The 22,983-nt window shown below is 71.6% G+C and carries 17 protein-coding genes and 1 pseudogene; 14 read left to right on the top strand and 4 right to left on the bottom strand.

The window, feature by feature from the left end:
- The first annotated feature begins 7 nt into the window (after window positions 1-7).
- Together ACFZCY_RS36060 and ACFZCY_RS36055 are read left to right on the top strand one after the other, a co-directional pair.
- Window positions 8-694, top strand: coding sequence for a GNAT family N-acetyltransferase (locus ACFZCY_RS36060; RefSeq protein ID WP_391183147.1), 687 nt, complete (start codon window positions 8-10; stop codon window positions 692-694).
- 167 nt (window positions 695-861) lie between these two features.
- Window positions 862-2,862, top strand: coding sequence for a helicase C-terminal domain-containing protein (locus tag ACFZCY_RS36055; protein WP_391183144.1), 2,001 nt, complete (start codon window positions 862-864; stop codon window positions 2,860-2,862).
- A gap of 90 nt (window positions 2,863-2,952) precedes the next feature.
- Here the strand turns inward: ACFZCY_RS36055 and lexA are convergent, their stop codons facing one another.
- Window positions 2,953-3,756: a transcriptional repressor LexA gene (gene lexA, locus ACFZCY_RS36050; RefSeq protein WP_361485733.1), complete on the bottom strand. Its 804-nt coding sequence runs from the start codon at window positions 3,754-3,756 to the stop codon at window positions 2,953-2,955.
- A gap of 454 nt (window positions 3,757-4,210) precedes the next feature.
- Between lexA and nrdR the strand changes: the two genes are divergently transcribed.
- The 4 genes and pseudogenes from nrdR to ACFZCY_RS36030 all read left to right on the top strand — a co-directional run bounded on the left by nrdR (window position 4,211) and on the right by ACFZCY_RS36030 (window position 10,011).
- On the top strand, window positions 4,211-4,732 hold the full coding sequence (gene nrdR, locus ACFZCY_RS36045; RefSeq protein ID WP_391183140.1) for a transcriptional regulator NrdR: 522 nt from the start codon (window positions 4,211-4,213) through the stop codon (window positions 4,730-4,732).
- A 114-nt stretch (window positions 4,733-4,846) separates the two neighbouring features.
- Entirely contained in the window at window positions 4,847-7,711 is a 2,865-nt protein-coding gene (locus ACFZCY_RS36040; protein ID WP_391183138.1) for a vitamin B12-dependent ribonucleotide reductase, read from the top strand.
- A 359-nt stretch (window positions 7,712-8,070) separates the two neighbouring features.
- Window positions 8,071-9,258 (top strand): annotated as a pseudogene (locus tag ACFZCY_RS36035) (pyridoxal phosphate-dependent aminotransferase); the annotation flags it as partial.
- A 147-nt stretch (window positions 9,259-9,405) separates the two neighbouring features.
- Entirely contained in the window at window positions 9,406-10,011 is a 606-nt protein-coding gene (locus ACFZCY_RS36030) for a YdbC family protein (RefSeq protein ID WP_361485739.1), read from the top strand.
- A 47-nt stretch (window positions 10,012-10,058) separates the two neighbouring features.
- Here ACFZCY_RS36030 and ACFZCY_RS36025 read toward each other — a convergent pair whose 3' ends face one another.
- On the bottom strand, window positions 10,059-10,688 hold the full coding sequence (locus tag ACFZCY_RS36025) for a TetR/AcrR family transcriptional regulator C-terminal ligand-binding domain-containing protein (protein WP_391183134.1): 630 nt from the start codon (window positions 10,686-10,688) through the stop codon (window positions 10,059-10,061).
- Between the two features lie 142 nt (window positions 10,689-10,830).
- Between ACFZCY_RS36025 and ACFZCY_RS36020 the strand changes: the two genes are divergently transcribed.
- From ACFZCY_RS36020 to ACFZCY_RS36005, 4 genes are all read left to right on the top strand, one after another.
- Window positions 10,831-11,490 carry a histidine phosphatase family protein gene (locus tag ACFZCY_RS36020; RefSeq protein ID WP_055550080.1) on the top strand — a complete coding sequence of 220 codons (660 nt, stop codon included), beginning with the start codon at window positions 10,831-10,833 and terminating at the stop codon, window positions 11,488-11,490.
- A gap of 11 nt (window positions 11,491-11,501) precedes the next feature.
- Window positions 11,502-12,392 carry an ADP-ribosylglycohydrolase family protein gene (locus ACFZCY_RS36015; RefSeq protein ID WP_391183132.1) on the top strand — a complete coding sequence of 297 codons (891 nt, stop codon included), beginning with the start codon at window positions 11,502-11,504 and terminating at the stop codon, window positions 12,390-12,392.
- A 216-nt stretch (window positions 12,393-12,608) separates the two neighbouring features.
- The gene (locus ACFZCY_RS36010; RefSeq protein WP_055549863.1) at window positions 12,609-13,310 is read left to right on the top strand and encodes a ribonuclease HII; all 702 of its coding nucleotides are present in this window, start codon (window positions 12,609-12,611) and stop codon (window positions 13,308-13,310) included.
- Between the two features lie 68 nt (window positions 13,311-13,378).
- Entirely contained in the window at window positions 13,379-14,035 is a 657-nt protein-coding gene (locus ACFZCY_RS36005) for a hypothetical protein (RefSeq protein WP_391183130.1), read from the top strand.
- A gap of 80 nt (window positions 14,036-14,115) precedes the next feature.
- On the opposite strand, the gene ACFZCY_RS36000 is transcribed toward ACFZCY_RS36005, so the two are convergent.
- On the bottom strand, window positions 14,116-14,742 hold the full coding sequence (locus ACFZCY_RS36000) for a hypothetical protein (protein ID WP_391183127.1): 627 nt from the start codon (window positions 14,740-14,742) through the stop codon (window positions 14,116-14,118).
- 220 nt (window positions 14,743-14,962) lie between these two features.
- Entirely contained in the window at window positions 14,963-17,152 is a 2,190-nt protein-coding gene (locus tag ACFZCY_RS35995) for a DEAD/DEAH box helicase (protein WP_391183124.1), read from the bottom strand.
- 110 nt (window positions 17,153-17,262) lie between these two features.
- Between ACFZCY_RS35995 and ACFZCY_RS35990 the strand changes: the two genes are divergently transcribed.
- The 4 genes from ACFZCY_RS35990 (at window position 17,263) to ACFZCY_RS35975 (ending at window position 22,947) form a co-directional block, all read left to right on the top strand.
- Entirely contained in the window at window positions 17,263-18,651 is a 1,389-nt protein-coding gene (locus ACFZCY_RS35990; RefSeq protein WP_391183121.1) for a DUF4192 family protein, read from the top strand.
- A 168-nt stretch (window positions 18,652-18,819) separates the two neighbouring features.
- Window positions 18,820-19,581 carry an NUDIX domain-containing protein gene (locus tag ACFZCY_RS35985; protein ID WP_055549830.1) on the top strand — a complete coding sequence of 254 codons (762 nt, stop codon included), beginning with the start codon at window positions 18,820-18,822 and terminating at the stop codon, window positions 19,579-19,581.
- 130 nt (window positions 19,582-19,711) lie between these two features.
- The gene (locus ACFZCY_RS35980; protein WP_391183117.1) at window positions 19,712-21,787 is read left to right on the top strand and encodes an ATP-binding cassette domain-containing protein; all 2,076 of its coding nucleotides are present in this window, start codon (window positions 19,712-19,714) and stop codon (window positions 21,785-21,787) included.
- Between the two features lie 209 nt (window positions 21,788-21,996).
- Window positions 21,997-22,947: an FCD domain-containing protein gene (locus tag ACFZCY_RS35975; protein ID WP_391183114.1), complete on the top strand. Its 951-nt coding sequence runs from the start codon at window positions 21,997-21,999 to the stop codon at window positions 22,945-22,947.
- The last annotated feature ends 36 nt before the right edge of the window (window positions 22,948-22,983 follow it).

Below are 22,983 nucleotides of genomic sequence, written 5' to 3'. Positions count from 1 at the left end.
CGTCGCCGTGCCGCACTCCGACTCCAGCACCGACGACACCATCGACATGCGGATGCGCCAGGAAGAGGACACCGCGCGAATCCCCGAGAGCCAGCTGAGCGGCTTGGATTTCGACAGCAGCCCCGACCTCCTCGACCGCATCGCCGAATGGGGCCCCACCAGCACCCCGGTGGGGGCCTTCCAGCTGGTCCCGGTCCGCATCGGGCGCGATCTGCGGCTCATCGCCCGATGGATGAACGACCCGTCCGTGGCCGCCTTCTGGGAACTCGACGGCCCGGACGACATCACGGCGAGCCACCTGGGCGGCCAGCTCGACGGTGACGGCCGGAGCGTGCCCTGCCTGGGAGTGCTGGACGGCGTACCGATGAGCTACTGGGAGGTCTACCGCGCCGATCTCGACCCGCTCGCCCGGTACTACCCGGCCCGGCCGCACGACACCGGCATCCACCTGCTCATCGGCCGCGTCAGCGACCGCGGCCGGGGCCTCGGCGCGACCTTGCTCCGCGCCGCGGCCGATCTCGTGCTCGAACACCGCCCGTCCTGCGCGCGCGTCGTGGCCGAACCCGACCTGCGCAACACCCCCTCCGTCGCGGCCTTCCTCGGCGCCGGTTTCCGCTTCTCCGCCGAGGTGGAACTCCCCGGGAAACGGGCGGCGCTGATGCTGCGCGAACGGTCCCTGCGCCACCTGCTGTGAGCCATCGTGACCCCCTGTGATCCGCGACGGCCTCCGAACGCCGCCTTTTCCTGTGATACACCGCTCGGCCCGTCCAGGTTCCGCCGATACCACGGGTTCTCTCCGCGGAGGGTGATGCGGCCGTCAACGGGAGTGATGTCGGTGCCGCCGCGTAGGCTGGCACCCCTATGACTGACACGTCCTCGCCTCCACTCGCAGACCTGCTGCACGCCGCCGTCACCGCTGTCGGTGGTACCGAACGCCCTGGCCAGACAGCCATGGCCGAAGCCGTGGCCGAGGCGATCGACGACAATTCCCATCTGCTGGTCCAGGCCGGCACCGGCACCGGCAAGTCGCTCGGCTATCTGGTGCCCGCCCTCGCCCAGGGCGAGCGCGTCGTCGTCGCCACGGCGACCCTCGCCCTGCAGCGCCAGCTCGTCGAGCGCGATCTGCCGCGCACCGTCGACGCTCTGCATCCGCTGCTGCGCCGCCGCCCCGAGTTCGCCATGCTCAAGGGGCGCTCCAACTACCTGTGCCTGCATCGCCTCCACGAAGGGGTGCCGCAGGACGACGCCGACGAGGCCGGGCTGTTCGACCCGTTCGAGGCGGCCGCGCCCACCAGCAAGCTGGGCAAGGACCTGATGCGGCTGCGTGACTGGTCCGACGAGACCGAGACGGGCGACCGCGACGACCTGACCCCCGGCGTCTCCGACCGTGCCTGGTCCCAGGTGTCGGTCACCTCCCGGGAATGCCTCGGCGCGTCCAAATGCGCCTATGGCGCCGAGTGCTTCGCCGAGGCCGCCCGCGAGCGCGCCAAGCTCGCGGAGGTCGTCGTCACCAACCACGCGCTGCTCGCCATCGACGCGATCGAGGGCGCCCCGGTTCTGCCCAGCCACGAGGTGCTGATCGTCGACGAGGCACATGAGCTGGTCTCCCGCGTCACCGGCGTCGCCAGCGGCGAGCTCACCCCCGGCCAGGTCAACCGGGCCGTGCGGCGCGCCGCCAAGCTGGTCAACGAGAAGGCGGCCGACGCTCTGCAGACCGCCTCGGAGACCTTCGAGCGGATCATGGAGCTGGCCCTGCCCGGCCGCCTCGAGACCATCCCCGAGGACCTGAGCTATGCCCTGATGGCGTTGCGCGACGCGGCCCGTACGGTGATCTCCGCGCTCGGCGCCACCCGCGATGCGTCGGTTCAGGACGAGGACGCCGTCCGTAAGCAGGCCCTGGGCGCGGTGGAGAACATCCACCAGGTGGCGGAGCGGATCGTGGAGGCCTCCGAGTTCGATGTCGTCTGGTACGAGCGGCACGACCGTTTCGGTGCCTCGCTGCGCGTCGCCCCGCTGTCCGTGTCCGGGCTGCTGCGCGAGAAGCTGTTCGATGACCGCTCGGTGATCCTCACCTCCGCCACGCTCAAGATCGGCGGGGACTTCAACGGTGTGGCCGCATCGCTCGGCCTCGCTCCCGAGAGCCCGCAGGACCCCGAGGGCGGCGAGGAATCCGCTCCGCGCTGGCAGTCCCTCGATGTCGGCTCGCCCTTCGACTACGCGAAACAGGGGATCCTCTACGTCGCCAAGCATCTCGCCCAGCCCGGCCGCGAAGGCAGCCGCAGCGACATGCTGGATGAGCTGGCCGAGCTGGTGGAGGCCGCGGGCGGGCGCACACTCGGGCTGTTCTCGTCCATGCGCGCCGCCCAGGCCGCCGCGGAAGAGCTGCGCGGACGGCTCGACATGCCCATCCTCCTCCAGGGCGAGGAGACCCTCGGCGAGCTGATCCGGGCGTTCGCCGCCGATGCCAGGACCTGCCTGTTCGGCACGCTGTCGCTGTGGCAGGGCGTGGATGTGCCGGGCCCGAGCTGTCAGTTGGTGGTCATGGACCGGGTGCCCTTCCCGCGCCCCGACGACCCGCTGATGAGCGCCCGCCAGAAGGCCGTGGAGGAGGCCGGGGGCAATGGCTTCATGGCGGTCGCGGCCACGCATGCCGCCCTGCTGATGGCGCAGGGAGCGGGCCGGCTCGTGCGAGCCTCCGGGGACCGCGGCATCGTCGCCGTTCTGGACCCGCGGGTCGAGCGGGCCCGCTACGGCTCGTTCCTGCGGAAGACCATGCCGGACTTCTGGTACACGACCGACCGCAATCAGGTGCGCCGTTCCCTGGCCGCGATCGACGCGGCGGCCAAGGCCGACGGGGCGTAGCGCGCGGGCATACAGCAGGGCCCCGGAACCGGCGCAGTGGTCCCGGGGCCCGGTCGTTGGGCACGCTGGGGCGCGCCTCGGTCAGCCGGTTCAGACGCGCCGCAGCACCGCGACGACCTTGCCCAGAATGGTCGCCTCATCACCGGGAATCGGCTGGTACGCGGCGTTGTGCGGGAGCAGCCAGACATGGCCGTCCTCGCGCTTGAAGCGCTTCACCGTCGCCTCCCCGTCGAGCATCGCGGCGACGATGTCACCGTTCTCGGCGACGGGCTGGCGGCGCACCGTGACCCAGTCCCCGTCGCAGATGGCGGCCTCGATCATCGAGTCGCCGACCACCTTCAGGACGAAGAGCTCACCGTCGCCGACCAGCTGGCGGGGGAGGGGGAAGACATCCTCGACCGACTCCTCGGCGAGGATCGGCCCGCCTGCCGCGATCCGGCCGACCAGCGGGACGTAGGAGGCGGCGGGCTTGCCGGTGGTGTCCGTCGGCTGCGTGCTGGGCTGGTCCGAGCCACGGACCTCGTAGGCCCGCGGCCGGTGGGGGTCACGCCGCAGGAAGCCCTTGCGCTCCAGGGCCATCAGCTGATGGGCGACGGACGAGGTGCTGGAGAGGCCCACCGCCTGACCGATCTCCCGCATGGACGGTGGGTAGCCGCGCCGCTGCACAGAGTCGCGGATGACCTCGATGACGCGACGCTGCCGGTCGGTCAGCCCTGAGCTGTCCGCCCGGATTCCTGGAGGTCGCCCGGGTAGTGATCGGGTCGCCTTCTGTCCCTCCGGGTTCGTGCTCGCGTCGTTGATCGCGTGGGTCTGATTCATCGCGTGCGTCTGTTCGAGTCGGCTCTGGGAGCGCTCCTGGGCGGTAACAGCGGCGCTCTCTGCGGTGGTGGTCACGACGGCCCCTCTCGAGATGTTCTCCCTAGTTGGACAACGGTAGTTGCTTTCGAAAGGTTGCGCCAAACACACGTTCGAGTGAAATATCCCAGATGAGCTGACGTGATCACAGGCTTGGGTGTATAGGCCGGTTCCGGTACGGGCTGAGGGGTGATCTCCGGCCGTGTCCGGCGGCGGGTCCCAGTCTCGCACCCGGCTCCCCGTGGAGCCGGGACCCGTGGGGTTCGCGTAGTCTCGTGCCTGCTTCCGAGCCATGACACGCCATTCGGTGCGATTGAGTGCCAGACACCAGATCTAGTGGTTTGATGGATGTCAGCCACCCACAGCTTGTGGTCCCTGGTGATTCGTTGCCGAGATCTTCGCCTATGCTTGTGGTCGCTTCGACGGGCCCGCGCGGCCGGTCGGGGCTTGTCAGTCATGCGCCGTTCTTGAGGGTGAGGGAGGGTACGGAGTCATGCACTGCCCCTTCTGCAGGCACCCCGACAGCCGCGTCGTCGACAGCCGGACCACGGATGACGGCTGCTCGATCCGCAGGCGCCGCCAGTGCCCCGACTGTTCGCGCCGCTTCACGACCGTGGAGACCGCGTCACTGATGGTGATCAAGCGGAGCGGGGTCACCGAGCCCTTCAGTCGCGACAAGGTCATCTCCGGGGTCCGCAAGGCATGCCAGGGCCGTCCCGTCACCGAGGACGCCCTCGCCAAGCTCGGTCAGCGCGTGGAGGAGGCCGTTCGGGCCACCGGCAGCGCCGAGCTGTCCACCCATGACGTGGGGCTCGCCATACTCGGTCCGCTCCAGGAGCTGGACCTCGTCGCCTACCTCCGCTTCGCCTCCGTCTACCGCGCCTTCGACTCGCTCGAGGACTTCGAGGCCGCGGTGGCGGAGCTGCGTGATCAGCAACGGCCTCCCGCGCACGACCGCGGGCCCGGCGCCGACGGGGCCGCGGAGGCCCCCGCGCCCGTCACCGCCGCCGACTGACCGGCGGCCGAAGATCTGCCCGGGGCGTATCGCGCCGCCGGGTGAAAAACAGAGACACCGTGCCCGGGAAGAAATGGGCACATCAGGGCGTTTTCGCCCGTACTGGGAGGCGGAATGACAGAGACGACGAGCGGCCCCGCACGAGGCTCCCGCTCCAAGGGAAGCAAGAACAAGGGTCTGCGTATCGAGCGTGTCCACACCACCCCCGGCGTGCATCCGTACGACGAGGTGGCCTGGGAGCGTCGTGACGTCGTCATGACCAACTGGCGTGACGGCTCGGTCAACTTCGAGCAGCGCGGCGTGGAGTTCCCCGACTTCTGGTCGGTGAACGCGGTCAACATCGTCACGAGCAAGTACTTCCGTGGTGCCGTCGGCTCCCCGGAGCGCGAGGCGAGCCTCAAGCAGCTCATCGACCGGGTGGTGAGCACCTACCGCACGTCCGGCGAGGCCAACGGCTACTTCGCCTCCCCCGCAGACGCCGAGATCTTCGACCACGAGCTCACGTACGCGTTGCTGCACCAGGTCTTCAGCTTCAACTCGCCCGTGTGGTTCAACGTCGGCACCAAGCAGCCGCAGCAGGTCAGCGCCTGCTTCATCCTCTCCGTGGACGACTCCATGGAGTCGATCCTGGACTGGTACAAGGAAGAGGGGATGATCTTCAAGGGCGGCTCCGGCGCCGGCCTGAACCTCTCCCGCATCCGCTCCTCCAAGGAACTGCTCTCCTCCGGTGGCAACGCCTCCGGGCCCGTCTCCTTCATGCGCGGAGCCGACGCCTCCGCCGGAACGATCAAGTCGGGCGGCGCGACCCGCCGGGCCGCCAAGATGGTCGTTCTCGACGTCGACCACCCGGACGTCGAGGCGTTCATCGAGACCAAGGTCAAGGAGGAGGAGAAGATCCGCGCCCTGCGGGACGCGGGCTTCGACATGGACCTGGGCGGCGACGACATCACGTCCGTCCAGTACCAGAACGCCAACAACTCGGTCCGCGTGAACGACACGTTCATGAAGGCCGTGGAGTCCGGCTCGCCGTTCGGTCTGCGCAGCCGTCTCAACGGTGAGCCCATCGAGGAGGTCGACGCCAAGTCCCTCTTCCGCAAGATGGCGGAGGCGGCCTGGGCCTGCGCCGACCCGGGCATCCAGTACGACGACACGATCAACCACTGGCACACCTCGCCGGAGACGGGCCGGATCACCGCCTCCAACCCGTGCAGTGAGTACATGCACCTGGACAACTCCTCGTGCAACCTGGCCTCGCTCAACCTCATGAAGTTCCTCGAGGACGACGACGCCGGCAACCAGCGCTTCGACGCCGAGCGCTTCGCCAAGGTCGTCGAGCTGGTCATCACCGCGATGGACATCTCCATCTGCTTCGCGGACTTCCCGACCCAGAAGATCGGCGAAACGACCCGCGCCTTCCGCCAGCTGGGCATCGGCTACGCCAACCTCGGCGCCCTGCTGATGGCCACCGGCCACGCCTACGACAGCGACGGCGGCCGGGCCCTGGCCGGAGCCATCACCTCCCTGATGACCGGCACCTCGTACAAGCGCTCCGCCGAGCTGGCGGCCGTCGTCGGCCCGTACGACGGCTACGCCCGCAACGCGGACGCCCACAACCGCGTCATGAAGCAGCACTCGGACGCCAACGCCATCGCCAAGCGCATGGACGACCTGGACACCCCGGTCTGGGCGGCGGCCACCGAGGCATGGCAGGACGTGCTGCGCCTCGGCGAGAAGAGCGGCTTCCGCAACGCCCAGGCGTCGGTGCTCGCCCCCACCGGCACCATCGGCCTGATGATGGACTGCGACACCACGGGCGTCGAGCCGGACCTGGCCCTGGTGAAGTTCAAGAAGCTGGTCGGCGGCGGCTCGATGCAGATCGTGAACAACACGGTCCCCAAGGCGCTCAAGCGGCTCGGCTACCAGCCGGAGCAGGTCGAGGCGATCGTCGCGCACATCGCCGAGCACGGCAATGTGATCGACGCGCCCGGGCTGAAGCCCGAGCACTACGAGGTCTTCGACTGCGCGATGGGCGACCGCTCCATCTCGCCGATGGGGCACGTGCGGATGATGGCCGCCGCGCAGCCGTTCCTGTCCGGCGCGATCTCCAAGACGGTCAACATGCCGGAGTCGGCCTCCGTCGAGGAGATCGAGGAGATCTACTTCGAGGGCTGGAAGCTGGGCCTCAAGGCGCTGGCGATCTACCGCGACAACTGCAAGGTCGGCCAGCCGCTCTCCGCCAAGAAGAAGGAGGAGAAGGCGGTCGAGCAGGCCGCGCCGGAGGTCGAGAAGGTCGTCGAGTACCGCCCGGTCCGCAAGCGCCTGCCCAAGGGCCGTCCCGGGATCACCACCTCCTTCACGGTCGGCGGCGCCGAGGGTTACATGACGGCCAACTCCTACCCGGACGACGGGCTTGGCGAGGTCTTCCTGAAGATGTCCAAGCAGGGCTCGACCCTCGCGGGCATGATGGACGCCTTCTCCATCGCCGTCTCGGTCGGACTCCAGTACGGGGTGCCCCTGGAGACGTACGTCTCGAAGTTCACCAACATGCGCTTCGAGCCGGCCGGTATGACGGACGACCCGGACGTGCGGATGGCCCAGTCGATCGTCGACTACATCTTCCGCCGGCTGGCGCTGGACTTCCTGCCGTTCGAGACCCGGTCGGCGCTCGGCATCCACTCCGCCGAGGAGCGCCAGCGTCACCTGGAGACCGGTTCGTACGAGGCGTCCGAGGACGACGTCGACGTCGAGGGCCTGGCCCAGTCGGCGCCGCGGAGGCTGGAGGCCCCGAAGGCCACCACGACCGCGTCCCAGTCCGAGACGACCGCCCCGAAGGAGGCCCACAGCTCGACCGAGCTGGTCGAGATCCAGCTGGGCCTGAACGCGGACGCACCGCTGTGCTTCTCCTGCGGCACCAAGATGCGCCGCGCGGGCAGCTGCTACCTGTGCGAGGGCTGCGGCTCGACGAGCGGCTGCAGCTGATCGTCCACCCTGAAGGGTGACCTTCGACGCGGGGCGTGGCCTTCGGGCCGCGCCCCGCTCGCGCGCTGGGGGAGCGGGTTGCCGACCTGTGGGAGCCCTGCTCGGGGGCAGGCGTAAGCCGGAGGACTGTAGCGGTTCCGGTATCTCCTGTCACTCGACTTCTCATACGCACCATGAAATTCGGCAACGCCCCGACTGGCGGTGGCACGTGCGCGACGCTCTGTGCAAGCGGAGCCGCGCGTCGTGCCCAGCACGGCCCATGTGACCGAGGAGGTCTTGCTGTGACTGTCGCCGCCTTCGGCAACACGGGTAACGCCGCACAGCTTTTCCGGGGCACCAACCACAGTCCGTCGTACTTCATGCTGAATCGCGCGGGAGTTTCAGGCGGCGGACAGGACATCGTGGATTTCTGTATCCCCTGTAATCCCTACTTCCCCACTCCCGGCATGTTCGACGAGCTGTCGGCCATGCTGCGGGACATTCTCACCTATTACCCCAGCTCCGCCGAGACGATCACGGCCGAATTGGCACATCTGCTCGATCTCCAGCCACAGACCATGGCGATGGGAAATGGATCGACGGAACTCATCACGTGGATCGACCATTTGCTGGTCAAGGACAGCCTGGCCGTCCCGATCCCCACCTTCGGCCGCTGGACGGATCAGCCGGAGGGAACCGGCAAGCGCGTGGACATGTTCCGGTTGCCGGAGCGGCACGGCTTCGCCCTCGATCCCGATGCCTTCGTCTACTTCATACGGCAGCGGGGATCACGCGCCGCCGTCATCTGCAACCCCAACAATCCCGACGGCGGCCTCCTCTCCCGCGACGCCGTCATATCGTTCATGGACTCCCTCTCGGACCTCGACCTGGTCGTCATCGACGAGTCCTTCCTGGAGTTCGCCGACCCTGATTCCGGTCCCTGGCCGAGCGTCGTCGACGAGGCCGTGGTGCGCCCGAACGTCGTCGTCCTGCGCAGTCTGGGAAAGAACTTCGGCCTGCACGGCGTGCGTTTCGGCTACCTGGTGGCGAATCCCTCGCTCGCCGGGAAGATCCGGTCCAGGCTGCCGAAGTGGAACCTCAATTCCTTTGCCGAGATCATTGTCTTCATGCTCAAGGACCATCAGCAGGACTACGAGATGAGCCTGCGGATGCTCGGCCGCGACCGGCAGGAAATGATCGCGCAGCTGGGATGTCTGCCGGGGATGACCGTCTTCCCCTCACAGGGCAACTTCGTGTTCGTCAAACTGCCGGACGGGGCGAACGGTGTGCAGGTGCGGGACCGGCTGCTGTCCGAACACGGCGTGCTGGTGCGCGAGTGCGGCAACAAGCTCGGCAGCAGCAGCCGGTTCATGCGGCTCGTGGTGAGATCGGAACCCGATGTGCAACGGCTGTTGTCCGGACTCAGCAGCGTCCTGTACGGGAGCGCCTGGTACGCGCCCCTCCCCGGCGGGCAGCAGCTGCAGGCGGCGTACGCGCCGAGTCCGGGCATGCGGCTTCCGGGTCCCGGTACCGGAATGCCGGGTGCCGGTGCGGGACTTCCGGGGCCGGGGACGGGGCGCAGGCGGCGCTGACCGGAGGCCTGGGGGAGGTCGGATGCGATCTCTTGTGGTGGCACCCCCCTGTCCATCACCGAAGCCCTGAGTTGACGGTTCGCTGTGTGATGCGGGCCACCGTCGGGGCCGTAGGATGGCGCGGTGCTGGTCAAGTGGATTCGCTGCACCGTGGTGGACCGTCCGGGATTCGAGCGGGGGCAGCGGAAGTGGGCGGGGCTGCCCGGTGAGCCGGGATTCCGGGGGCAGGGCGGAGGCTGGAGCCGGGGACGACCGGACGTGGCGCACATCTTCGCGTTCTGGGAGAGCCGGGCGTTCTACGACTCCTTCATGGCGCGATCGCACAACCGGCTGGCGGCCGCGCAGTCGGGCACGTACCGGAACATGCAAGTCCGGCTCTTCGAGCATCGCTTCGATGTGAAGGTCGGCTTCCAGCCCCGGTTCAACGACGCGGACGTGCTGCGGGTCGCGCACTGCCGCGTGCACGCGGAGCGGGTGGACCACTTCACGCTGGTGCAGGAGAAGGTGTGGAATCCGGCGATGGCCGGATCGCCCGGCATGCTGCGCGGGGTTTTCGGCGAGGCGCCGGGCAACGAGTTCCTCGTGCTGTCGATGTGGAACTCGGCCGCCGAGCACGGGAAGTACCGGGTGGAGCGGGTGGAGCGGCTGGGTTTGCGCGCTCAGACGGAGGCGGACGTGGCCGCGATAGCCGGCGATGTGGTGGGCGTCGAGTCCGCCTGGACGGTCTGAGAAGGCGGCCGCGCCCGGAGACGGCATCGGGGCACGTGGCCTGATCGTCACCCGGCCGGGAGATACGCCCCGGCCCGGACGGCGGCGGCGACCGCTGCCGCCGACTGGTCGGCCAGCGGTGTGTCGATGGGGTCACGGGTGACCAGCGCCCGGAAGAACAGCGGGGCGGACACGGCCCGTACGACCGCCGCGGCGTCGGTGCCCACGGGCGCCTCACCACGCTCGACGGCCCGCGTCACCACGGATTCGCACCGGGCGAACCGCTCGGCGTAGAAGGCACGGAGTGCCTCCGCCGCGCGCGGGGAGTGGAACGCGGCGGCGACGTAGGCGGTCGGCGCGGCCGCGGCCGGCGCGTCGCCGAACGTCTCGGTCACCTCGCGGGCCAGGGCCCGCAGATCGCCGTCGAGGCTGCCGGTGTCGGGCGGCCGCCAGGAGCCCTCCCCGGCGAGGTCGAGTGCGTCGGCCACCAGCCCCTCGACGCTGCCCCAGCGCCGGTAGACCGTCGTCTTGTGGACGCCGGAGTGCTCGGCCACGTACTCGACCGTCAGGCCCGGGTAGCCGTGCTCGGCGAGACCGGTGAGCACGGCGTCGCGGACCGCGGCGCGGGTGCGCGCGGTGCGCCCGCCGGGGCGGACGGTGCCCGGGGTGTGGGCTGTGCTCTCCGCGGACAATCGCAACTCCGATCGCGTTAGTGGGTTTCCTGCGTCACTCCGAGGGTAATGCAACTGTGGTTGTGTTTACCGGCTCGTCGAACGGGCCGCCTGGTGGCGGACGAGGGGAGCGAGGCGGTCTCCGCGCACCCGCTCTAGGGTGGGCGGCATGGCACGACCCCGGCGCATCATCCTCATACGGCACGGAGAATCGGAGGGGAATGTCGATGACTCGGTGTACGAACGTGTGCCCGACCACGCCCTGAGGCTGACCGAGACCGGGCGGCGGCAGGCACTCGAGGCGGGCGTCCGGCTGCGGGCCACCTTCGCCGACGAGCGCGTGTCGGTCTATGTGTCGCCGTACCGGCGCACCCACCAGACCCTGGGTCTCCTCGGCCTGGATCCGTCCCGCACCCGGGTCAGGGAGGAGCCGCGGCTGCGCGAGCAGGACTGGGGAAACTGGCAGGACCGCGAGGACGTGCGGAAGCAGAAGTCCTACCGCGACGCCTACGGGCACTTCTTCTACCGCTTCGCGCAGGGCGAGTCCGGGGCCGATGTCTACGACCGGGTGGACGCGTTCCTGGAGAGCCTGTGGCGCAGCTTCGATGACCCGGCGCATCCGCCGAACGTGCTGCTGGTCACCCACGGGCTGACCATGAGGCTGTTCTGCATGCGCTGGCTGCACTGGAGCGTCGCCGAATTCGAGTCGCTGTCCAACCCGGACAACGCCGAGACACGGATGCTGCTGCTGGGCTCCGACGGCCGCTACCACCTCGACCGGCCCTTCGAGCGCTGGTGTACCCCCGAGCCCTACGGACTCACCGGTTAGAGTGCCCAGCGATGACCGCTGACCGTTACCACCGGGCTCTGGCGAGCCTGCGCGGGCTGTCCGTGGGCGACGCCCTCGGCTCCCAGTTCTTCGTCCCCGCCAACCATCCCTTCCTCAAGCGCCGGGAACTGCCACCCGCCCCCTGGCAGTGGACCGACGACACCGAGATGGGCTGCTCCGTGCTGGCCGTCCTCGCCGAGCACGGCCGGATCGACCAGGACGGCCTCGCCCGGTCGTTCGCCGTGCACCATGATTTCGACCGGGGGTACGGCCCCGCCGTGAACCGGATGCTCCGGCTGGTCAGGGAGGGCGGCGACTGGCGTGATCTGGCCGCCGGGTTGTTCCAGGGGCAGGGATCATGGGGTAACGGCGCCGCCATGCGGATCGCCCCGCTGGGCGCCTGGTACGCGGGCGACGTGGAGCAGGCGACGCATCAGGCGGAGATCTCCGCGTATACCACGCACCAGCACCGGGAGGCCGTCGCGGGGGCGATGGCGGTGGCCGCCGCGGCGGCGGTGGTGGCCGACCCGGCGGGCCACGGCGGGCCGGAAGCCCTGCTGGACCGGGTGGTCGGGGCCGTCCCGCGCAGCGCCGTCCAGGCGGGGCTGCGGCGCGCCCGCGACATGCTGGACTACGGGGACGCCGTCACCGTCGCCGCGGTGCTGGGGTGCGGCCGCCGTACCAGCGCCCATGACACCGTGCCCTTCGCGCTGTGGGCCGCGGCCCGGCACCTGGACTCCTTCGAGGACGCGTTCTGGACGACCGCGCAGGCCGGCGGGGACGTGGACACCACCTGCGCGATCGCCGGCGGAGTGGTCGCGTCCGGGGCCCGCGGCGCACCGCCTCGCGGGTGGCTGGAGCGCACCGAGCCGCTCCCGTCCTGGATCCCGGCGGCGGACTGACGAACGGCAGCGGGCGTCGTCCCAGCTCAGGGCGGGGTGCGCCGCACCGCCGAACAACCGCCCCGCATCGCCGGACAACCGCCCCTGCGCCGCGTCGGGTTGGGTACGGAGGGCCACCGCGGCCGTCCGCGACCGGGCCCGTTCCGGCGGCCCGGGGGCGTACCGCCTGATCCGGGTACACGGCGCCCGGGTGAGCGGCGTAATGTTGTCCTCGCCATGGCCTACCAACCGCCCACCCACAGTGTCGAGCGCTCGCTCCGCGCCACGACAGGAGCCAAGATCGTCGTCGGTGTCGACGAGGTCGGGCGAGGGGCCTGGGCAGGTCCGGTGACGGTCTGCGCGGCGGTCACCGGTCTGCGGCGCCCGCCGACCGGGCTCACCGACTCCAAGCTGCTGAGCCCCAAGAGGCGCACGGAGCTGGCGCACGAGTTGGAGTCGTGGGTCACCGCGCACGCCCTGGGTCACTCCTCGCCCGAGGAGATCGACGACCTGGGGATGACGGCCGCCCTCCGGCTCGCCGCGACCCGGGCTCTCGACGGGCTGCCCGTCCGTCCGGACGCGGTGATCCTCGATGGCAAGCACGACTACCTCGGCGCTCCCTGGAGGGTCCGCACGGTCATCAAGGGCGATCAGTCCTGTGTGGCCGTCGCTGCCGCCTCCGTGATCGCCAAGGTGCGGCGGGACGCGTTGATGGCCGAACTGGGGGACGCACACGCGGACTTCCGGTTCGGGGACAACGCCGGATACCCGTCCCCCGTGCACCGCGCCGCCCTGCGGGAACAGGGGCCCACGCCCCACCACCGGCTGTCCTGGGCCTACCTGGACGGGCTGCCCCGCTGGCGGCACCTCAAGCGTGTGCGCAATACACCTGAATCGGTCGAGCTGGAGGTCGGCGGCCAACTCGGCTTCGACTTCTGAGCAGACCGACCGGTTCGAACCACCACCCGCCGGTGCGAGTCGCACCGACGTTTGATAGACATCAGCCCATGCCTCTCATCCCCGAGGAGCCTCAGATTCACGAGAGTGTCCCGGGTCCTCGCGCGACACCGGCCGCAGGCCGCACCGCGCCGACCCCTCGTCCTGTCCCTGGTCCCGGCCCCCGGCCCGCCCCGCGGCGCCCGGGAAGCCCCGGTCCGAACCGTGGTTCCGCCGGGACCTCGTCGGCTCCGTCGCAGCGCACCACGAGCGATGCGGCGAAGCCCGCGCCGACCGCCCCGGCGGCCTCGGCCACCAAGACGGCCCCCGCCTCGACGGCCGCGCCCCAGATCCAGCTGATCCCCGCCTCGGTGGACGGCGCCCTGGACGCGGCGGACGAGGCGGTCGACCTGCTGCTGGACTCCGGCCGGGCGCCAGGCGACATCCTGGTGCTGACCACCGGGGACCAGCATCCGTGGGCGGCACACGAGTTGTCCTTCGGCGAGGCGTCCTACTGGGCGCAGCACGACGCCGGTGACGATGTCTTCTACGCCGCGGCGGACACCGACCGCGCGGGCGGTCGCCCGGTCGTGGTCGTCGCCGTCAACGGCGGAGCGGACGATGCCGTGGCCGGAGCACTGCCCCAGGCGATGAGCCGTGCCTCGGCGCTGCTGATCGTCTGCGGTGACCCGCAGCGCATCAACAGCCTCATGGCCGCGGGCGTCTGATTCCGCACTTCCCGTACGCCCGGTGCCCGGCAGCCCCTGACGCGCGTCGAGGAGCTGTCCGGCGTCCGGACGATCGGCGGTCACACGGCCGCTGAGCGGTGCAGCACCCCGCGAGCCCCGCCCAGGGGCCGAGGCAGGGGCGCCGCGTCGCCATCGGGTTCGGGTGCGGGGGCGATCCCCAGTGTGGTCCGGAGCGAAGCGGAGTGCGGCCGACGGCCGCCCCGCCCTTCGCCGAGGACCTGCCAGCCCTCCCGGGTCAGGGTGATGTACGCGCCACAGCGCAGCCCGTGCAGGGTGCAGGCGTCCCGCAGCCCCCACATCCAGGCGCCGTCCTCTTCCGTCCACCGGCTCCCACCCTCGCGGCAGTAGAGCAGCACGGCGGTGCGGACCGGCGAGCGGCGCCGCAGATCGTGCGGGATCACCCGGCGCAGCTGGGCCAGGAGCGCGTTGCGGAACTCCCACCCGTCGGGTGCGGTGGAGTCGTGCTGCCTGAACGAGGCGCTGGCCGTGAGGCGTTCCTCCGGATCGAGGACCGCGACGACGGCCGTCGAGGGAGTCGGCAGATGGCGGCTGTGCAGCCCGTGGACGACCTCGCGCGGATTGCGCAGCAGCGGAATGCCGGCGGCGGCCCATTCGGCGGGTTCGAGCATCCGGCCCAGCCGGACAGCGGGATCGGCGGACGGTGGCGGAGCGAAGCCGAAGGTCACGGTCCTCCCTTCGTCTGCGCGCCCATGGTCCGTGCGAGGGTCGGGCGCGGGCGCACGCCACGACACGGCCCCGTCAGGACCACGAGGGGACCGGCACGGGGAGCTTCTGACAATTCTCGCCGGTAGCGCTCGGATGCGGCAATGAGCAGTTGCCACACCTGGCCGGTTTGCGGTTATGTGCCTCCTATATTCCTCACCCCCTCAGGGCCAGCGCCGCCCCTCAGCCCTGCACGGCGAGGACCAGGGGAAACACCGCGGCCGCACCGGCCCGGCGGAGCAGCCGGGCCGCGACGGCCAACGTCCAGCCGGTGTCTGCCAGGTCATCGACGACCAGCACCGGGCCACCGGCCTCGGCGAGGGCCGCCTCCAGGGCGGGCGGCACGGTCAGCGCCCCGTGCAGCGCCCGCAGCCGCTGCGCGCTGTTGGTGCGCGGCACGCGGGTGTCCACCCCGGTGCCGTGGTAGGAGACGGTGCCCAGCAGGGGCATCCGGCCGATGGCGGCGATCCGCTCGGCGAGGCTCTGGATGAGCTGGGGCCGGGTGTGCGAGGCGATCGTGACCACACCCACCGGCCGGGCCGGTGCGTCCGGGGCACCCGACGACCATCCGCCGGGGCCCTTGGCCCAGTCCGCGAGCACGGTCACCACCGCGCTCGCCACATCGTCGGGAACCGGGGTGTCCGGAGCCTGGGGGGCGAGCAGCGGACGCAGCCGGTTTCCCCAGCCGATGTCGGAGAGACGGCCGAGTGCCCGGCCGGCCGCGGCCTGTTCGCCCGCCGGGATACGTCCCTTGAGGTCGACGCCGACCGCGGGCAGCCCGGTCGGCCACATGCGGCGCGGCTCCACCTCCACACCGGGCCGCCCCAGCTCGCCGCGGGCGGCGTCGAGGGAGGCGTCGGACACCTCGGTGGTGAACCGGGCCCCCGCGCAGTTGTCACAGCGGCCGCAGGGCGCCGCTTTTTCGTCGTCCAGCTGCCGCCGCAGAAACTCCATCCGACATTCGCCCGTCGAGGCATAGTCACGCATCGCCTGCTGCTCCGCCTCGCGCTGCCGCGCCACCCACGCATACCGCTCGGCGTCGTAGGTCCAGGGCCGGCCGGTGGCGGTCCAGCCGCCGCGCACCCGCCGCACCGCCCCGTCCACGTCGAGCACCTTGAGCATCGTCTCCAGCCGCGACCGCCGCAGCTCGACCTGCGGCTCGAGCGCGGGCAGGGACACCGGCCGGTCCGCCGCCGCCAGGACGTCCAGGGTGCGGCGCACCTGCTCCTCGGGCGGGAAGGCGAGCGAGGCGAAATAGCGCCAGATCGCCTCGTCCTCGCGGCCTGGCAGCAGCAGCACCTCGGCGTGCTCCACACCGCGCCCGGCGCGGCCGACCTGCTGGTAGTAGGCGATGGGGGAGGAGGGCGAACCGAGGTGCACCACGAAGCCGAGGTCGGGCTTGTCGAAGCCCATGCCCAGTGCCGAGGTGGCGACCAGCGCCTTGACCCGGTTGGCCAGGAGGTCCTCCTCGGCCTGCTGGCGGTCCGCGTTCTCGGTCTTGCCGGTGTAGGACGCGACGGTGTGGCCGCGCTGCCGCAGAAACGCGGTCACTTCCTCGGCCGCGGCGACGGTGAGGGTGTAGACGATTCCGGAGCCCGGCAGCTCATGGAGGTGGTCGGCGAGCCAGGCGAGCCGGTGCGCGGCGTCCGGCAGCGGCAGCACACCCAGGCTCAGGCTCTCCCGGTCCAGCGGCCCGCGCAGCACCAGTGCCCGCGCGCTCCCCTCGTCGTCGCCCGGCTTCTCGCGCCCGCCCGTGCCCAGCTGCTCGGCCACGTCCGCCGTCACCCGGGCGTTGGCCGTGGCCGTGGTGGCCAGCACGGGCACGCCCTGGGGCAGATCGGCCAGCATGGTGCGCAGCCTGCGGTAATCGGGCCGGAAATCATGGCCCCAGTCCGAGATGCAGTGCGCCTCGTCCACGACCAGCAGCCCGGTGGAGGCGGCGAGCCGAGGCAGCACCTGATCGCGGAAATCGGGGTTGTTCAGCCGCTCGGGGCTCACCAGCAGCACATCCACCTCACCCGCGGCCACCTCCGCCTGGATGGTGTCCCACTCCTCGGCGTTCGCGGAGTTGATGGTGCGGGCGTGGATACCGGCTCGCGCCGCGGCCTCCACCTGGTTGCGCATCAGCGCCAGCAGCGGGGAGACGATCACGGTCGGGCCGCTGCCGCGCTCGCGCAGCAGCGCGGTGGCGACGAAATACACCGCGGACTTTCCCCAGCCGGTGCGCTGCACGACCAGGGCCCGGCGGCGATCGGCGACCAGCGCCTCGATGGCCCGCCATTGATCTTCCCGCAGGCGCGCGGAGCCGGTGGGGTCCCCGACGAGGCGGGCCAGGACGCGGTCGGCCGAGATGCGCAGATCTTCGTCGCTCATGCCCCCATGCAACCCGATTCCCCCGACAACGCGCGAACGGGCCCCGCAGCCTGTGGATAACGTTATCCACAGGGCTGGCGGAGCCGACCGGGCTGAGGGACTGTCGGGCCATGACTCGAGACAACGACACGGCCGGCCTGTCCGGCGAGGAGCAGGTCACCCTCCGCAGCCCCGCCGAGCTCGCCGACGCCCTGCCCTATGTCCTGGGCTTCCACCCCGATGACAGCGTCGTGATGATCGCGCTGCACGGCCCGCGCGGCCGGTTCGGCGGCAGGCTCAGGCTCGGCATCCCCCGCGTCCGCGAGGAGTGGCCCGAGGTGTGCGATCAGCTCGCCGAGTGCCTGATCGGGGGCAGCGAGCGGCGTGGTGACCGGCCGGATGGGATCGTGCTGTTCCTGTGCCAGGAACCGGCCGGGGACGAGTCCGGGCGGGATGTGATGGAGCGGCTGCGGCCCCTCGCGCAGCGTCTGCGCACCGCGTGCGGCGGCTTCGAGGTGCCGGTCTTCGAGGCGCTGTGCATTTCCGACGGCCGGTTCTGGTCGTACGTCTGCCCCGACCGGCGCTGCTGTCCGCCGGAAGGGGTGCCGCTCGCCATGCCGGGCACCTCGGTGATGGCCGCGGCGGCGACCTTCGCGGGGGTGCATGTGCGCGGTTCGCTGCGCGAGATGGAGGCCAGGCTCGCGCCGCTCACCGGGGCCCGCGTCGAGGGGCAGGAGCGGGCGCTGGACCTGGCCGGGAGCCGGCTCGTACCGAAGATCCTGGGAGGTATGGACTGTGCCGCCGTGCGGGAGGAGACCCTGGGCCTCGCGCGCCGGATGATGGACCGCCTGCGTGGCGCGCCGCCGATCGCCGACCCCCGCGCGGCCGATACCCGAGACGACGGCCTGCTGGACGACGCGGAAGCAGCCTCGGTGATCATCGGGTTGCAGGACCGGGTGGCGCGGGATAGGGCCGCCCAGTGGATGGAGGAGCCGGACGCCGAGTCGGCGCTGCGGCTGTGGCGCGCGCTGGCCCGCCGCTGCGTCGGCTCGTACGGGGAGCACGCCGCGGCGCCGCTCACCCTCGCCGGCTGGGTCGCCTGGTCCTCCGGTGACGAGCCCTCGGCCCGGGTCGCGCTCGGCCGGGCGCTGCGGGTCGATCCGCACTACCTTTTCGCCAAGCTGCTCCATCAGGCGTGCAACGAGGGGCTCGATCCGGAGCTGTTGCGCCAGTGTCTGCGCCGGGACAGCGCGGACCACGCGGTGCACGCCGCGGTCCACGAGGAGTTGCGGCGTCTCGACGGCACGGCCACCGCGACCGCTCCCGAGCCCGCGGGGGCGGAACCCCCGGCGGCGGACGGCGGAGGGCACCCGGAGCGGACCGGGCGGCGATGGCCGGTTCGCACCTCAGGACCGGGCGGCCCCTCCGGACCGGGCGCGTCGGGCGGCAGGCGCCGGCCGGAGGGCAGGGCACGGACCCGGCGCAGGACGGGCGGGCGCGGCACCCGCAGCCGCCGCTGACCACGGGCGGCGCCGGACGGACCGTCAGGAACGACGCGAGAGGGATCGCCTCATGCGGAAGGAGGTGCGAGCGCCGAACGGGAAAGCGCCTGGGAGAGCGGCTTCGGGAACATCGCGGATCATGCTCAAGAGCCTGATTATCGTCAGGCAGACGACTATGATCGTGTCATGCCCTACGACCCATCGGCCTTCCCGGCTTTCGCCGTCACCGTGGATCTGGTCGTGCTCACCGTGCGGCGGCACGCGCTGTGTGCGTTGGCCGTCCGCCGAGGCGAGCCGCCCTTCAAGGGGCGATGGGCACTGCCCGGCGGATTCGTGCGCGCCGACGAGGACCTGTCGGCCGCCGCGGCCAGGGAGCTGGCCGAGGAGACCGGGCTGCTCGCCCATGACCCGACGCTCCCGGTCCCGCCGAACGCCGCGCATCTGGAACAGCTCGCCACCTACGGCGACCCGAAGCGGGACCCCAGGATGCGGGTGGTCAGCGTCGCGCATCTGGCGCTGGCGCCCGACCTCCCCGCGCCCCGGCCCGGGGGCGACGCGCACAGCGTCCGCTGGGCTCCGGTCGAGTCGCTGCTCGACCAGGAGGGTGCCTTCGGCCGGGACGCCGACCTGGCCGCCCCGCTCGCCTTCGATCACGCCCGCATCCTCGCGGACGGCGTCGAGCGCGCCCGCTCCAAGATCGAGTACTCCTCGCTGGCCACCGCGTTCTGCCCCCAGGAGTTCACGGTCGGCGAGCTGCGCCGGGTGTACGAGGCGGTGTGGGGCGTGGCCCTGGACCCGCGCAACTTCCACCGCAAGGTCACCGGGACCCCGGGATTCCTCGTGCCGACCGGCGGCACGACGACCCGTCAGGGCGGACGGCCCGCTCAGCTGTTCCGGGCGGGGGGCGCCACGCTGCTCAATCCGCCCATGCTGCGTCCCGAGGTATGACGGCCTGTGACACGACGACCCATCAAGGGATGTATGTGCCGACGAAATAGGACATAGCGGGTTACCGTGCTCCGGTACGTCACCAGTCCCCACGTGCCACCGAGCGGTTCCATGCCCCGCGGGAGAAGCCATGATCCAGGCCACCGGACTGACCAGCGCCCGCCGCCGCAACCACGCGCCCGCCATCGACGATCTCACCTTCGAGGCCCCGCCGGGCCGTGTCACCGCCCTGCTCGGCGACCCCGGCGCCGGGAAGACCAGCGCGTTGCGGCTGCTGCTGCAGCTCGACCGGGGCCATGGCTCCGCGTTCTTCCGGGGCCGCCCCCTGCACCGCATCCGCCGCCCGGCCCGCGAGATCGGTGTCCTCCTCGACGATGTCCCGGGGCACCCGGGGCGCACCGTGCGCGGGCATCTGAGAATGCTCGGCGCCGCCGCCGGGGTGCCCGCCGCGCGCGCCGATGTCGTCCTCGATGTCGTCGGCCTCACCGACCTGGCGGACGAGCGCCTCGGCGATCTGGCCTTCGGGATGGAGTGCCGCCTGGGCATCGCCACCGCGCTGCTCGGGGATCCGCACACCCTCGTGCTGGACGAACCGGCCCGGGGCCTGTCGGCCCGTGAGACCGACTGGCTCAACGGACTGCTGCGCGGATTCGCCGACCAGGGCGGTGCCGTGCTGATCACCACCGAGGACGCCGAAGGGGTGACCCGCGTCGCGGACCGTGTCCTCACCCTGGAAGCGGGCCGGCTGGTGGCCGATCAAGCGGTCGACGAGTTCGCCCGTACTCGGCTGCGCCCCCGCGTCGTCGTCCGCTCACCGCTCGCCGGCCGGCTGGCCGCCGTCCTGGAGGAGGAGGCCCACTCCGCCCGGGAGGCGGCGGAGGCCGAGCGGCGGGCGGAGCGCGCGGCGGCGGCCGAGGCGGCGGCTCGGGCCCAGGCTGAAGAGGCCGCGGCCGAGGGCGAGGCCAAGGCCGGCATCAAGGTCAAGACCAGGCTCGGTGGCCTGGGGCGCGCCAAGGACCTGGGCCGCGCCAAGGACGAGGTGAAGGCCGAGGGCGACGCCGCGGCGCCCGGGGGAGTGAGCGCTCCGGGGGCGGACACCGAGCCCGCTACCGTCCCGGTCCCTGTTCCGGCGCCCGGAGCGGCGGCCCACGCGAGCACCGCTGCCCCCGGCAGCGGTGCGGCGGCCGACATGGAGCCCGAGGCCGAGGAGGAGGCGGTCGCCGACCCGTTCTCGGTGGTGCGCGACGACGAGACCCGCATCTCCGTCTACGGCCTCCCCAGCGCTTCCGTCGGTGAGACCGCCTACCGCCACGGCATCGTGGTGCACCGGCTGGTCGAGGAGACCGCCGACCTGGGTCCCGCGACCCCGGCGGGAATCCGCGCCCGCGACCCCGAGGCCTCCCCGTCCCGGGTGCTCCACCGGCTCCGGCTCCCCGGTCCCGCCTGGCCGATGCGGTACGAACTGCGCCGCGCCACCGGAGTGCGCACCGGCTGGCTGATCGGTGCCGTGGCGCTCGTCCTCTCGCTCCTCGCCTCCGTGCTGCTGGCGCGCGAGGGCGGTGGCGGGGAGCTGCACCGGCTCACCGGCTGGCCTGCCGACCTCCCGCTGCCGCCCATCGCGATCGCCGCCGGGCTGCTGGGCGCCCTCGCCTTCGGCGACGAGTTCCGCTATCCGGCGCTGGCCCCCGCCCGGGACGCCGTACCGCACCAGCTCGGTCTGCTCGCCGCCAAGTTCGCCATCTGCGCGGTCGGTGCCACGCTGCTGTCGCTCGGTGCCATCGTCCTCGACAGCGCGGCGCTCCTGCTGCTCGTCGGCGGGAACGCGGTGCCGCTCCCGAGCGACTGGCCGGTGCTGATGGCGAGCGTTTTCGGCCTCACCATCGGCTGCTCATGGGCCGGACTGCTCGCCGCGGGCGTCTTCCGGTCCACCGCGCTCGGGGTGGCCACGCTCCTCGCGGTGCCGCTCCTGGCGGTTCCCGTGGTCCGGCGCGCGATGGACGAGCCGTCGCTGCACTCGCTCGTCGGGCTGCCGCACCGGCTGCGCGCCGTGGCGCTGGACCGTCCGCCCTCCACGCTCAACCGGGGAGTCGCGGCCGTGCTGCGGCTCGCGGGTCAACCCGTGGGGCAGGCCCTGATGCTGTCGGTGGCGGTGCTGTTGTTCGCCTACGCCCTGACCGGGCTGCGCGGCAGAAGAGCCCGCCCATAGGGCCCCGCCGTGGACCGGGACGCAAGGGCCGGTCCACGGCGGGTCTTCACTGCAGGGGTCGGCGTCAGGTGTTCGCGGAGCCGCCCCGGGGCGGCTCGGAAGCGGCGGCGCGAAAGGCAGCTCATGTAGCGGCCGCAACTTCGGTAAAGGGTGTTGCTTTCTGTCCGAATCAGCGTCAATTGTGAGGTAATGGGCGATCACCCTTTCGTGTGCTTTTCACCAAAGACCTCAAGGGCCTCCGGAGCGTCGCCGACAAAGGATGCGTGAGTACCCTTGCGCACACCACCATGACCGCGGCTCGCCCCGCCGACTCCGGCCTCGCCGGCTCGGGCGAGCTTGACCGCTACTCCTACGCCGACGCCCCCGGCGCCGACCGCGGCAGCGCCCCCTCCTGGGACGGCGCGGACGCGGAGATCGGCCGGGTGGGCCGCCGCGGGGCCGGCAACCGGGGCCGCGGACTGCACGGCCAGCTCGTTCAGCAGCTCGGCCAGATGATCGTCTCCGGCGACCTGGGCGCGGACCGCCCGCTGGTCCCGGAGGAGATCGGCCAGCGCTTCGAGGTCTCCCGCACCGTCGTCCGGGAATCGCTGCGCGTCCTCGAGGCCAAGGGCCTGGTCAGCGCCCGCCCCAACGTCGGCACCCGGGTCCGCCCCGTCAGCGACTGGAACCTGCTGGATCCGGACATCATCGAGTGGCGCGCCTTCGGGCCACAGCGTGACGTCCAGCGCCGCGAGCTGTGCGAGCTGCGCTGGACGATCGAGCCGCTCGCGGCGCGCCTCGCCGCGGGGCACGGCCGCGAGGACGTGCAGCAGCGGCTGGCCGACATGGCCGAGATCATGGGGCACTCGCTGACCCAGGGCGACACCCTCACCTTCTCCCGCGCCGACGCCGAGTTCCACGCCCTGCTGCTCCAGGTCGCGGGCAACCGGATGCTGGAGCACCTGGCGGGCATCGTCGCGGCCGCCCTCCATGTCTCCGGGGCGCCGGCCAGCGGCTGTGACCGGCTCACCGAGGCGAGCGTCGGCCACCACCGACGGATCGTCGAGGCGGTCGGGTCGGGGGACGCCGCGGCGGCCGAGGGGGCGATGTGCCAACTCCTGACCGTCCACCCGGACCTCGACCACGCCGAGGTCGGGGTGCCCGCGCCGCGCGAGCACTGACCCGGCGCGCACGGCGCCCGGGGTGTACGGCGTATG

Source organism: Streptomyces sp. NPDC007983, from assembly GCF_042958345.1.
Classification (GTDB): domain Bacteria; phylum Actinomycetota; class Actinomycetes; order Streptomycetales; family Streptomycetaceae; genus Streptomyces.
This window is presented reverse-complemented; position numbering and strand designations above follow the sequence as displayed.